We start from the raw sequence: 13,351 nt of genomic DNA on the forward strand, positions 1-13,351 counted from the left end.
TTAACCTCCTTTTTATGCCATCGATGGCAATTTCTCTCAAAAAGAAAAATTCCTTCCAGAATTCCTTTTTGAACTTCCTATTTTCATTGACAATCATTAAAATTTTATTGAATTTTCAGAATTGTCAACGTTGACATTTATATATTACCCCCTTTTTTCAAGATATGCAAACGTTTTTTTAAATTTATTGATTTTCTTTCCAAATTAAAAAGGAATCACTCTTTTGTGATTCCTTTTTAGCCCTACTATTTGTCAATTTCATTGATCCACTCACCCTCCAAGGTGAGAAGGTCCTTCCCATAGACTTGTTGCAAGGCTTCTTTTAGTCCCATGGTTCCATTTATTTGATACAAATCAATAGCCTTGTCCATTCCATCATGTTCAATCAAATATTGAAAAAAGGACCGAAGCTCTCTTCTTACCATTTCAGAATCGAATGACCTGTTGATCAACGGTCCCGTCAGATCAGTCAAAGGCAAATAATTCTCCCTATCGATAAAAACCTCACTCTCCTCTTTTTCTGCAACCAATGCAAAACTCAATCCATCACGCGTCATCTGATCCAATGAGATGCCCAATTCTCCCAAAAAGATCTTAGCAATCTTTTCTTTATACTTTAAATCCTCTTGCCCCTGCTTATGAACCTCGTAACTCAGACCAGATAAAAAATCATCATCACGTCCAACATAATGCTCCATAACCTCTTCTGTCATATAAATGTCGATATCAATTCGATGATCCGGTTCAAAACCAAGTTGATCTGCAATTTTTTCATAAATTATCTCTCGCTCTTGAAGAATATCTCTTATGTTTTCTTTTGTTTGCTGATCTACAGGACTATAGCGAATAACAAAATGTTTACTGTCGGCAGATTCGAATTCTCCAATCGTCTCCCTTGCCTCCAATTGTAAAATCGTCCACCCGCTTGAGGCTTTTGAAAACCTACCGCTATATCTCGTTCGTTCATCCGCCTTGATTAAGTAGTCGTCTATTTTCAGGTTCATGGTCATAAAACGAAGATGGGAAAAATAATCGGATTTACTTGCACCAATCACCCATAAGTATTTGCTTTGATTCAAAGGATTCGGAATCAAATACGTAAAAGTTGTCGTTTCCTCTCCGATTGTCCATCCAGCATCAGGAATTTCCACTTTGTTGTCAATTACCTGAATGGGCAGTTTGTCATTGATCTGTGCAAATAAACTGTTGGTTTCTGGATTACCCAACAAGATGATATGCTTGTCCTCAAGATCGGCTTCTGTTACATTCACATCCGATTCAATTATCAGTTGCCCCTCTTCTTGAAAATTCAAGATCGAATCCAAATACTCCGCATAATTCTTCAACCGGGTCGTATCAGTCTCACTACCCTGGCTGCCATAGACAATCAGATATTGATCGCCTTCATAAGCGCTCATCATAAAATCATCAAAGCCTGTCATATCGGGATCGATAGTTATTTCAGCTCCTTTTGGTGATTGCTCACACCCAGATGAAAAAACAGTAATCAAAGAAAACATCATCAATAAAAGGACCCAATTTTTCTTCTTAAGCATTTTTACCCCCTTATTTTCATCTTCCACCACTTTGGATTTCAAATATTTTCCACATTAATCATACTCGTATTATTCCTCTTTTTCAAATAAATAAACAGTAAATGTATATATGATAAACTTATTTACAGTTCGTACATAAAAAAAGAGAATCGCTAATCAGCGATTCTCTCTTTCCACATGGCATGACCCATGATCTCTCTTACAATTCGTTCCAATCCAGCCTGGTCTTCCAAGGAAAACCGTGCCAAAATCGGACTGTCCACATCTAAAACACCGTAATATTTTCCATCTTTCATTAAGGGTATGACAATCTCCGATTGACTGGAAAAGTCTCAAGGAATATGTCCTGGAAAATTCAGAACATCCTCCACCAATTGCACCTTGCGTTCGGCAAAGGCTACACCACATACGCCGTTTCCGGAACGAATTCTGGTGGTTGCACTTTTCCCATGGAAGGGACCCAAAACCATTTCGTCACCATTCCACAAGTAGAATCCCAACCAATTTACATCGGTTAGTCCCCAATAAAGTACAGCCGCAATATTCGACAAATTCGCGATGCAATCCGATTCTTTTTCCAACAATGCTTGAATCTCTCGCTCCATTTCAGGATAGGGACGAGAACTTGTCAAGTTCGTCTCTAATACCATATTGCCTCCTATTACACTTTATTTTTGTTTCTATTCTACTGCATTCAATGATCCCATTCAACTAGAATTAATGAAACAGCTTGGATTTTTTTCGTTTTCTACACCAACTAGCCCTATAAAATCACGATCCGCAACAGCGATATACGGTTTGCAATATCCCCTTTAAATTTACAAATACAAGGAACATAATATATGTGCTTCTATATACTTTATTTAGGGTGTTCTATTTACACAGCAAAGAAACAGCTAGTCATAATCTGGTCTACTTTTTCTTTATTTCCAATCTGCAATTTTCCAATAAAAAAATCCGCAAACCTTGTATGCTCAGGCTTACGGATTTATATATTCTTACTGCATTTCAATATTAGTTAAGTCCACATACGTGTCGCTTGTATTATGTTCTACTTCGATTCTGAAAGAACTTGCTCCCTTAAGATTCAAAGAAATATTCATTGGGTCCTGTCCTCGATAAATCTCTTCTTTCTTTTCCAAGCTCCCATCTACGTAGAAATAAACGGTGGCATAGTTACGCGCATCTTCCAAGATTGAACCGGAACGATCATCCATGCCCAAAACAGCTGAGAATGTATCATATCCACCTTTGGTCAAGTACTTCACACGATTTACCTTTTGTGTTCCGGATGTGAAGCTCAAAATGGTTGAAGTTGATGGATAAAGCCTACCGGCAATCTCAACATCACCTGTCACCCAGGTAATTCCCGCATAAATATTCCCGACCTTCTCATACGACTGTGTTAAAAATTCTCGCGTAGACATCCCCGCTGCTTCACCAATCATAATCTGACTTCCTGAAACATACAAGGATTTTCCCATCATCTTTGCAGCATCATTCGCGGAAATATAAGCAACGCCATCTACCATAAATGCTTCTGAAGAGGTACTGATCTTTGCACCATTTATGTATACTTGATAATCATTGAAAACCGCTTGAATTGTTCGTGTCATTGTTGTCGCAAAGGCTGGAACCATGCCCATAATCAAAACAATAATCAAGATACCGCTTATCATGCCTTTCAAAAAATTCTTCATTTTCACCCTCCCACATATACTTGTACTTATTATATCCAATATTTTGATTCTTTACAATTCATTCGTATTCTTTACAGAAATTCTCAAGAAAATGATGCGTGATTTGTGCCGTCATCCCCCAGATCATACCTTCTTCCCTTGGATAAAAAAGAATCTTGCCTTTTCCCTTTCTCCAAGGGTAGGCTTCACCTCCAGGGATATAGTGATGAGGAAAATCTTGTGGCAAACTTCGTTCCTCTTCAATCCAGTACACTTCTGGTTCTTGTACCTTTAACGAACGAATGGAGACGCCAAAAAGCTCTGCCACTTCATCCGAATTTGGACGGAAGACAGCATTTGTTTCTATAATGGCGACAAAGGGATAGAGAACAAATCCATGGGTAACTAGATAGTCAATGGAGCCTAGAATCGTAATATTATTTTGCTCAATACCCAATTCTTCACAGGTTTCCCGCACCGCAGCTTCCTGTGGTGTTTCACCGGGTTCAACACGCCCTCCTGGAAAGGATATTTCTCCTGGTTGCGAGATCAAATCAGATCTTGTTTCATACAAAATCTTCCACTCAGTCTTCCCCTTCCACAGGGGAACCAAGACGGCATATTCACGCGTTACATCCATCGGTTTTGGTTCATATTCTGATAACGCTTCCTGAATTGATTTCAATTCAATCTCCTCCTAGATTATAGTTTACCCCAAAATCAAAAAAATCCCAAGATTATTGGAAAAATTCCCAATACTTGGGTAGTAATATCATGACCGATTAACGAAAGGAGTTCTTATGAAAAAGATCAAAGGAATTCAGAATCAGCCGATGATGCGAAAAGTCGAGTTAGCCTTACTCCCGATTGTTTGCGCATCCATTTATTTTTACGGATGGCGTGCCTTGCTCTTGCAAGCGATTGTTCTTGTAGCCGCCATTTTTGGTGAATGGCTTTTCATCCGAAAAACCAAAGCAAAAATCTCCGAGGCTGTACTCGTTTCATCCGTACTTTTTACCCTCACACTGCCGCCTGCAACTCCTTTTTGGATTGCAGTTGTCGGTATCCTATTCGGCATTATCTTTGGGAAGATGGTCTTTGGGGGATTCGGAAAAAATGTCTTTAATCCTGCCCTCGTGGGTCGAGCCTTTGTCTATGTTTCTTTCGCTGGCCCTATGACAACTGAATGGTCCAGCCATTTTTCTACTGGCCTTGGCGGTTTTACTGCCTACGCGGCTCCCTTTCTTTCCATCGACACCTTATCGAGTGCAACACCAATGCTTGCCTATCGAGCAAGCGGTGCCCTGCCCGAACTGCTTTCAGTTATTCTAGGGACCGTAAACGGGTCCTTGGGTGAGACCAGTGGCTTGCTCATTCTCATCGGCGGCATTTACCTGCTTGTCACCAAAACTGCAGCCTGGCAATCCGTTGCCGGAACCCTGCTGGGATTTACCGCAATGAGCCTGTTCCTTGGCTTCATGGGATTTGCGGAAGTGCTTCCCCTTGGTTACGGAATTCTTTCCGGCGGCTTTCTATTTGCTACCTTCTTTATGGTAACGGATCCCATCTCTAGTCCTAAAACAAAAGAAGCAAAATGGATCTATGGACTAATAATCGGCACCGTCACCGTTGTCATTCGTGGTTTTGCTCTTTTCGCTGGCGGCATTATGTTTGCCATATTAATTGGCAATACCTTCGCTCCTCTGATGGATGAAGCCGTAAAAGCCGTAAAAAAGAAACAAAAAGAAAGGAGTCAAGCCGATGGCAAAAAACAAACGTCATAGTCGCTACTCCTATTCAATTGGATTTATGGTCTTACTCACACTTATCATGATTGGTGCTCTCGCCTTGATCAATGAGGCTACTGGACCACGCATTCAACAAAATATTGAAGTGAAAAACCAAGAGAAAGTTTTAGAGGCGGCTAACCTATTACCTGAAAATGGCACGGATCAAGAGATTCAATCTCTTTTTTCCAATTCCTTTAAAATCCTAACTTGGAATGAAACCACACTCTATCAGCTTGAGCCTTCCATCTTTGTCGTCCCCGTTTCAGGGAGCGGCTTGTGGGGCAGCATTCATGGATATATCGGTATCAACTTCTCACAGGACTTTCTTTTGGGATTGTCCTTTGTCTCTCACAGCGAAACACCAGGGCTCGGCGGTCGGATTGAAGAAGCAGAATTTCTTGATCAATTCGATAACCTGATTCTGCCAACACAGCCTGATTATTTGATTTATCGGCCAAAGCCGGGTGGCAATGTTGATGCAATCTCTGGCGCAACCGGAACGAGCAACGCTGTTCGCAACTTCCTCAATACAGACCTGACCCGATACTACGACGCCTACGCGAGGGGGGATTTTGAATGAAACAAACCAAAACAATCTTCATGGAAGGCTTATGGGGAAACAATCCCATCGCGCGACAGATCCTCGGTATCTGTTCTGCTTTAGCCGTTACTAATCTAATGAAAAACTCCCTTGTCATGGGACTAGGCCTTATTTTCGTCACTGCTTTCTCCGAATTGACAGTTTCCTTGATTAGGCAATGGACACCCAAGCATATCCGTATGATGGTTCAGGTTTTAATTATCTCGGCCTATGTCATCCTTGTCGATATCTTCTTGAAAGCATATTTTCCCGATATTTCGACAGCCTTGGGTCCCTATGTTGGATTGATTATCACCAATTGCATCATCATGGGCCGCTGCGAAGCTTTCGCCCAAGCCAATCCACCTCATATCGCATTTATCGATGGAATTGCCATGGGAACAGGATACACCCTGGTTCTATTAACCATCGCCTTTGTTCGTGAGTTACTGGGATTTGGCACCCTCTTTGGCATTCAAGTGATGGGTGAATCCTGGGTCTCTTGGTCTATTATGATTATGCCGCCAGGTGCATTCTTTATGCTGGGTATACTCATCTGGATCTTGCATACCTTTAAAGAAAAAAATCAGGAGGTGGCAAAATGATCGTTAATCCATTTGTCGTCTTCTTCGCAGCTATTTTCACCAACAATATGATCTTCTCCAATTTCTTGGGGATGTGTTCCTTTATCGCTGTATCGAGTGATATTAAAACCTCCATTGGATTGGGACAAGCCGTCACCTTTGTTCTGGCGATTACGGCTCCAATCAACTATTTGCTCTATCACTACGTTCTGGTCCCCTTTGGACTCGAATATCTCCGATATATTGTCTTTATCGTAAGTATCGCCGCCTTTGTGCAATTGGTCGAGATGATTGTTGAGCGATCATTTCCTGCCCTCTATCAGTCCCTGGGGATCTTTCTCCCCCTGATCACAGTCAATTGTGCAATCCTGGGTGTATCCCTGTTTATGACCATACGAAACTACAACCTGATCACCTCAACCCTCTATGGACTGGGTTCTGGACTTGGCTGGATGCTGGCCATCGTTGCCCTGGCTGGCATCAAAAAGCGTATGAAGATGAGCGCTGTACCAGAAGGCTTGCAGGGACCTGGCATCACCTTAATTATCACAGGCATTATGGCCCTCGCTTTTATCGGATTTTCCGGTATTGTGCAAATCTCATAAGGAGGAGAATAAATGGAAAAAATACTAACTACCCTATTGATCTTCTCCCTCTTTACTGGCTTTCTCGCCTTCCTTTTGACCTTAGCCAAGAAAACCATAGGCAATTATGGCATCATGAAGGTCACCATCAACGAGGAAACCGAAATCGAAATGGAAGGCGGAGACACCCTGCTATCTGGCTTGACAGAAGAAAAGATCTTCATTCCCTCTGCCTGTGGTGGAAAGGGCAGCTGTGGCTATTGCAAAGTCACCGTTGAATCGGGTGGAGGAGAAATCTTGCCTACAGAGTTCGGCTATGTCACACCGGAAGAACGAGAACTCGGTGTACGCCTCTCCTGCCAACTAAAAGTAAAAGAACCCATCGCTATTTCTATCCCGGAAGAACTCTTTAACGTGAAGGAGTTCCACCCAACAGTAACCGCGATTACAGACCTTACCCCCAATATTAAGCACTTGATCTTCACTTTTCCACAGGGGGAGGAGATTTCCTTTAAGGCCGGACAATATGTGCAACTTCGTGCGCCGAAATACCCGGGAAACCATGAAGAAGTATTTCGAGCGTATTCCATTGCATCAAGCCCGACCGAACACAACAAACTAGAATTGATTATCGGCCTGGTGCCCGACGGCATCTGTTCCACCTATGTACACAAGCATCTTTCCGTCGGTGATGAAGTTGCCATGACAGGACCATACGGCGATTTCTACTATCAGGAAAGCACACGGGAAATTTTAATGGTTGCGGCCGGCACCGGCATGGCGCCAATTCTCTCTATTCTCCACCAGTTGAAGGCCATGAATAGTGAAAGACGAGCTATTTTTTACTTTGGCGCACGCCACGAAGAAGATCTCTTCTTTTTGGAACGCATGAAGGAATTCGAATCTGATTTAATTAGCTTTGAGTTCATTCCATCGCTTTCCAAACCGCATCGTGAAACAGACTGGAAAGGACAACTAGGCCGAGTGACCACCTGTCTGCAACGAGACTTGATGGATCCCTGTGAAAGAGAGGCTTATCTCTGCGGAAGCCCAAGAATGATCGACTCCATTGTAGAAGTCCTCATCGAAAAGGGCATTCCAGAAGAATTTATCTACTACGACAAGTTCTCTTAAATCGATCACTTAAAAACTTTATATGCTGCAAGTTCAAAAGAACGTATCGAATACAGAGATAGATTGCTTGACTGTTTCGATACGTTTTCTATTTCTTTCACCGATTAACATTCATATCAATTGGCCTAACCGATAAGCCGGCACAAGTATCAAACAAAAACAAACAAAAAGTGACCAATAAAACGAAAAAATCATCCCATCAACTATGGATCATATTTTCACATCATTATTTTCTGTATATAATAAACACATCACTTGGATTTTCATTTAGAAAGGAGTTCCCCCATGGACAGACTTTCCATAGGCAAGATGGCCAAACTGAACGGCATTACCATTGACACACTGAGGCACTACGATAAAATTGGACTATTAAAACCTCTGATCAAGGATGAACAGACCGGCTACCGCTACTATTCTATTAAACAGAGTGCAGTACTGGACATGATCATCTACATGAAAGCACTAGGCATGTCCCTTGAGGAGATCAAACAGCATTTTGATCAGAAGGATCTCTCCGTAATGCGGAGCGTGCTGAGTCGTCAGAAAGAAAGCATCGACGCTCAGATGATTAAAATGATGCGGATGAAAGAAGCCATCAAGGCAACCATCAGTAACTTCGACCGCTACCATGTGCCTCCTGACTACGGCAAGGTTGTCATTGAGCACACGCCAAAAAGAAAAATCTTTGTCTTCGATGGTGGAAAAAACATTTACGCGCATACCATGGAGGGATACGAATACATCCTGAGAGCATTGAAAAATCAGGTCATCGCCCAAGAGCTTCCGCAAGTTTATTTTTGCAATGTGGGCACCATTCTTAGAAAAGAGATGATCACCAAGGGCCAAATGTACGCCACAGAACTCTTTGTCTTCCTCGACGCCTACTATGACAAGGACGAGATGGTCGAATATATACCCGAGAACATCTATCTCTCCCTCTACTGCCCTTGCTTCGAAAAAGAAGTAGAATATGCTCAAATTCTTTTTGATTTTGCCAAAAGCCAGAATTACAAAATTGTAGGCGACTATATCTGCGAAGTTGTCGTTGAACTACCCATTTTCGAGGTGGAAGAACGCCATATGTTAATTAAATTGCAAATTCCTGTAAGATTGGGTTGACTCTCGCCTAACCCTAGACTTTATAATCGTATTATCAGATATGCACCATGACCGAATCAGACAATTGAATCGTCTCCGACTCCTCCCGGCCCCCGAGGTCGCTTGGAGCGACAGGGTCTGAAGAGCGATTTTCAGGCCTGCCATTGGCAAAGGAGCTCATGAACATACACCCGTATGTTTGTGAGCTTTTATGATTTTAAGGAGGTAATATGATGAAAGGTTACAACGGGAAAATGCTATGGATCGATCTAAGCACCAAAGTCACTCGAGAAGAAATGATTCCTGAAGAATGGCGTTCGCTCTATATTGGCGGCGAGGGATTCGTCGCAAAGCTCATGTACGATAGAGTGAAGCCGGGAATGGATCCTTTGAGCGAAGAAAATCTCTTGATTTTCGCCATGGGACCTGTCAACGGCACTCTGGCACCGTCGTCTGGAAGAACCTGCGTCGGATTCAAATCTCCACTCACTGGAACCATCGGCGTCTCCAATGTCGGGGGCATGCTGGCACCTGAATTAAAGAAAACAGGTTACGATATAATCATTTTGACGGGTAAATCGGAAAAGCCCGTCTACGTCTTTGTCAAAGACAGCAAGGTTCAATTCCTGCCAGCAGAAACCATCTGGGGACTTGATGTAGAAAAAACCGAAGAAGCCATTCGCAAGGAACTCGATGATCCCAAAGTGAGAATCGCAGAGATTGGTCCTGCAGGCGAGAATCTTGTCAAATTCTCCTCAATCATGATCGATGCCCACCGAGCGGCAGGTCGAGGCGGAGCTGGAGCCGTCATGGGCAGCAAGAATGTCAAAGCCCTGGTAGTCCGAGGTTCTGGAAAACGCACGGATATTTCAAATCCTGAAGCCTTCAAACTTTACACAAAGCAAGCACGCAAGGAACTCAAAGAAGAACCTTTTGTTGAATCCCTTTTATCCAAATTTGGCACATCCGCCTTCACTGCATCCGTCAACGCAGTCGGCTGCCTGCCTACACGCAACTGGCAAACAACAACCTTTGAACACGCTGATAAGCTCAGCCATGAAGCCTACCACAAAGTACTAAAGGTTCAGGCGACAGGCTGCCATGCCTGCCCCATCGCCTGCGGACGCAAGACCGAGATCCAACATGGCAAGTACAGCGGTACGAAAGGCTACGGTCCTGAATTCGAAGGCCTGGGCGCCTACGGATCCAAAACCGGAGTCTCAGACCTTAACGAGGTCGTTATGGCCAATTTCGAATGCAACAAGTACGGACTGGACAACATCTCCACCGGTCAGATTATCGCAACCGCTATGGAATGGTATGAAAAGGGGATCATCAACAAAGACACCACCGATGGCCTCGAGCTGAATTTCGGAAATGGCGAAGCCATGATCGAACTGACAAGAAAAATTGCTCTTCGAGAGGGATTTGGAAATCTTTTGGCAGAAGGCTCAGAAAGAGCGGCAAAAGTCATAGGAAATGGCGCTGAAGATTATGTCATGACCGTCAAGGGCATGGAACTGGCCTCTTGCGGCGTCCGTGCCAGCAAAGGAGAAGTTCTGTCCCATCTTGGTTCAGAGCGCGGTGCCGACCACTTGCGACCTTTTGCCTCCACCATTGATGCACTGGGATATCTGTCCGAAGAACTGGGCATTACCGAAAAGAAAGTCAACACCCAGGACTCTGACAAGCATTGGGTCAAACCCCTCAAGGAACTGAGCATGCTCACCAACCTGCTGGGCACCTGCCTCTTCACCACCATCACCTTGGCGGTTAAGGGCGAAACGTGGACAGGCATTTACAACGCAGTCACTGGCAATTCTCTGACCCTTGCTGAGATGCTTCAATGTTCAGAACGCGTCAGCAATCTAGAGCGACTCTTCAACGTGCGTGAAGGTTTCACTAGAAAAGACGACACACTTCCAGTCAGACTCAGAACAGAGCCAGCTCCAGACGGCCTCGGCCAAGGAGAAGTTGTGGACGAGCGTGTCATTATCGATGAGTTCTACGACTCCATGGGATGGGATTCAAACGGCGTACCTACAGAAGCAAAACTAAAAGAACTCAACTTGATCTAGTAAATCATCTTGCCAAGAGACAAAAAAAGCCCACCGGTTAATTTTCGGTGGGCTTTACTCATCTGTATAATTCGGGTTTTCGCCTGTCAAAGTAATTGGTCTTTCCATTGGCTTTTCTCAATTTTTTTACCCAATCCAGGTCTACATCCACCAGAATCATATGGTCGTCTGGGCCTTCGTATTCCGCCAAAATTTCCCCGGTTGGATCCACTGCCATCATGCCTCCGGAATAATAGCGGTCTCCATCAGTTCCGCATAAATTGGTCGCTAAAACATACATCCCATTGTCATAGGCCCGGGCCGGCAAGATCTTTCTCCACATCTTTCCCCGGGGTCCGCAGACCGCTGGCGATGCGAAGGGAAGCAGCATGATGACCGCGCCCAGGTCTCGACACCGGGTAAAGATTTCCGGGAAATGACTTTCCAGGCAAATGGCTGTCCCGATTGCTCCCAGCCGACTCTGCAGACAGCGAATCCTCTGACCCGCTTCAAAATACTGAGCTTCCCGCTGACCCAAATGGGTTTTATCCACCCAGTCGATCTGATCTGCAATCTGAAAATAGCTATTGGTGATCTTCCCTTGGCAGGAAATAGAAGCTCCAATATACACTTCAAGATTCAAGCAAATGGCTTCCTTCTGGATATCTTTAATTACTTCATCATCGATAGCCATCGCCTTCGGTTGCCCCATCTTCGGCAGATAGCCAGTCAAAGCACCCTCGGGAAAGCAAATAAGCTCTGCCCCCATCTGTGCTGCCTCCTTCATCCATCGAAGAACTGCGGCCCTATTTTTTTCTTGATTTCGAGAAATTGCCATTTGAACCAAAGCAATCTTTGTCATCTATTCCTCCAAACGCATCATACTCTCCATGGCTTGCTTTTCAGTGATAGGCTTGTTTCCGTAGAAATAGCCATCTTCTACTTCCATCATCCCGTTTCCGACCAAAATTTGAATAATTCTCGGTGTCTCAACCTGATCAAGATCTAAAATTTCTGGTGTTTCCTCTGCCATAGACAAATCCGACAGAAGATAAAGAGTCGTGGCAAATTCTTCTCGAGTCACAACACCATCCGGATCAAATACCTCACCCTCAACATTTACATATCCTGCCAAAGACGCCGTTTCAATCATATCAAAGTTCGGATGATCGACTGACACATCCGTAAAAGCCCCATAGGTATGGTTTTTATGCTCTTTACGATAATAGCTGGAAGTAGGTGCAAAGATCGGTCGATGTTGGCTTCTCACAGCAAGCTCTGCAAAGCGTTCTCGCGTCAATGGAATTTCTCGATCGAATCCTACTAAGTCGTCAAAGATTTCGGGATAAAACATACGCGCCAATTCCTGAATTCCCTTTTCAAAACGGAAACTTGGGCTTGAAACCAATTTCTCGTTAATTTCGAACACACGATGGTCTCGCAAGGCTTTAATGGTATCAAATCCCGGACGAATGGAAATGGAATGATAATTGCCTCCCGCATTCATGGCACCACGTTGCGAGACAAACACGTCTATCTCATCCGCTTTTTCCAGGATCTTCTCATCCCCATAAGAAGCAATGCTAGTCGTCTCACTGAGTGCAACTGCATCGGCAGCAACATTCACACCGCCGGCCATTTGAATCGCTTTTGCCGGTGTCGAATCCGGTGTAATCGTTCGATACTCTGTTTCCGTGGATTCGAAATACACCCTTGTTTTTGGTTCTATGGAGGCAGTTGTTTTCTCAAAGGCGTCAATCACTTGATGAAAATCTGCCAATCTTTTTTCTGCAAAATCCTCTTGTCCAGTCAGCATGGCCAATTTCGTTATATATCCGTCGAATTCCTCAAACTCATTTGGATAAAGACAGACCACTGGCACATTGGCCAGAACGAGCGCCTGTACAAAATCAGGATAGCTCTTTTGAATAAAGGGGCGGATCAGTACCAAATCCGGTTCGGCAGCAATGACCTTTTCCGGGTCAGAACGATAACTGAATCGCGGTTTTAAAACGGCCTCGTATGGATAAGCATCACTGGTCCCCACTCCAATAATGCTGTCACCTGCCTGCAAGGCATAAATGTTTTCTGTATGTGCAGAATACAAGGAGATAATCCGTGTTGCTGGTTTATCCATTTGAATCAGATTTCCCAAATCATCTTCAAACTCAATGGCGTATGTGCTTGTTTCCTCTACTTCAACGCTTCCGCTTGGTGTGCATGCTGTCATAAACAAAATGGCAATCATCAACCCGATTATCAAACTTTTTTTCATACTCTAATCCCCTC

The 13,351-nt window shown here is 43.8% G+C and carries 14 protein-coding genes; 7 read left to right on the top strand and 7 right to left on the bottom strand.

Translation table 11 applies throughout. The features are described from left to right. Positions 1-245: 245 nt before the first annotated feature. From AC25CA_RS12685 to AC25CA_RS12705, 5 genes are all read right to left on the bottom strand, one after another. Complete coding sequence (locus tag AC25CA_RS12685; RefSeq protein ID WP_486814199.1) at positions 246-1,556, bottom strand: hypothetical protein; 1,311 nt, start codon at positions 1,554-1,556, stop codon at positions 246-248. Positions 1,557-1,708: 152 nt separating this feature from the next. After that, complete coding sequence (locus tag AC25CA_RS12690; RefSeq protein WP_486814200.1) at positions 1,709-1,852, bottom strand: hypothetical protein; 144 nt, start codon at positions 1,850-1,852, stop codon at positions 1,709-1,711. A 36-nt stretch (positions 1,853-1,888) separates the two neighbouring features. Then, positions 1,889-2,206, bottom strand: a complete 318-nt coding sequence (locus AC25CA_RS12695; protein ID WP_486814201.1) for a GAF domain-containing protein — start codon at positions 2,204-2,206, stop codon at positions 1,889-1,891. A gap of 348 nt (positions 2,207-2,554) precedes the next feature. Then, complete coding sequence (locus tag AC25CA_RS12700) at positions 2,555-3,256, bottom strand: NPCBM/NEW2 domain-containing protein (protein WP_486814202.1); 702 nt, start codon at positions 3,254-3,256, stop codon at positions 2,555-2,557. 58 nt (positions 3,257-3,314) lie between these two features. Continuing rightward, positions 3,315-3,920, bottom strand: coding sequence for an NUDIX hydrolase (locus AC25CA_RS12705; protein ID WP_486814203.1), 606 nt, complete (start codon positions 3,918-3,920; stop codon positions 3,315-3,317). 115 nt (positions 3,921-4,035) lie between these two features. Here AC25CA_RS12705 and AC25CA_RS12710 point away from each other — a divergent pair, with 115 nt between their 5' ends. The 7 genes from AC25CA_RS12710 (at position 4,036) to AC25CA_RS12740 (ending at position 11,083) form a co-directional block, all read left to right on the top strand. Beyond that, positions 4,036-5,019 carry an RnfABCDGE type electron transport complex subunit D gene (locus AC25CA_RS12710; protein WP_486814204.1) on the top strand — a complete coding sequence of 328 codons (984 nt, stop codon included), beginning with the start codon at positions 4,036-4,038 and terminating at the stop codon, positions 5,017-5,019. Continuing rightward, positions 4,997-5,605 (top strand): RnfABCDGE type electron transport complex subunit G, encoded by a 609-nt coding sequence (locus AC25CA_RS12715; protein WP_486814205.1) that lies wholly within the window; start codon positions 4,997-4,999, stop codon positions 5,603-5,605. Before AC25CA_RS12710 ends, AC25CA_RS12715 begins: the two co-directional genes overlap by 23 nt. Further along, positions 5,602-6,210, top strand: coding sequence for an NADH:ubiquinone reductase (Na(+)-transporting) subunit D (locus AC25CA_RS12720; RefSeq protein ID WP_486814206.1), 609 nt, complete (start codon positions 5,602-5,604; stop codon positions 6,208-6,210). Before AC25CA_RS12715 ends, AC25CA_RS12720 begins: the two co-directional genes overlap by 4 nt. Continuing rightward, the gene (locus tag AC25CA_RS12725; RefSeq protein ID WP_486814207.1) at positions 6,207-6,794 is read left to right on the top strand and encodes an NADH:ubiquinone reductase (Na(+)-transporting) subunit E; all 588 of its coding nucleotides are present in this window, start codon (positions 6,207-6,209) and stop codon (positions 6,792-6,794) included. Before AC25CA_RS12720 ends, AC25CA_RS12725 begins: the two co-directional genes overlap by 4 nt. Before the next feature lie 12 nt (positions 6,795-6,806). Continuing rightward, positions 6,807-7,907 carry an NADH:ubiquinone reductase (Na(+)-transporting) subunit F gene (locus AC25CA_RS12730; RefSeq protein ID WP_486814208.1) on the top strand — a complete coding sequence of 367 codons (1,101 nt, stop codon included), beginning with the start codon at positions 6,807-6,809 and terminating at the stop codon, positions 7,905-7,907. 285 nt (positions 7,908-8,192) lie between these two features. After that, on the top strand, positions 8,193-9,026 hold the full coding sequence (locus AC25CA_RS12735) for a MerR family transcriptional regulator (RefSeq protein ID WP_486814209.1): 834 nt from the start codon (positions 8,193-8,195) through the stop codon (positions 9,024-9,026). 209 nt (positions 9,027-9,235) lie between these two features. Further along, positions 9,236-11,083 (top strand): aldehyde ferredoxin oxidoreductase family protein, encoded by a 1,848-nt coding sequence (locus AC25CA_RS12740; RefSeq protein WP_486814210.1) that lies wholly within the window; start codon positions 9,236-9,238, stop codon positions 11,081-11,083. Between the two features lie 58 nt (positions 11,084-11,141). On the opposite strand, the gene AC25CA_RS12745 is transcribed toward AC25CA_RS12740, so the two are convergent. Then, entirely contained in the window at positions 11,142-11,924 is a 783-nt protein-coding gene (locus AC25CA_RS12745) for a carbon-nitrogen hydrolase family protein (protein ID WP_486814211.1), read from the bottom strand. Continuing rightward, a complete protein-coding gene (locus AC25CA_RS12750) occupies positions 11,925-13,337 on the bottom strand; it encodes an ABC transporter substrate-binding protein (RefSeq protein WP_486814212.1) in 1,413 nt (470 codons plus the stop codon). Between the last annotated feature and the right edge of the window lie 14 nt (positions 13,338-13,351).

The organism is Gottschalkiaceae bacterium SANA (assembly GCA_036323355.1).
In the GTDB taxonomy this organism is placed as follows: domain Bacteria; phylum Bacillota; class Clostridia; order Tissierellales; family GPF-1; genus GPF-1.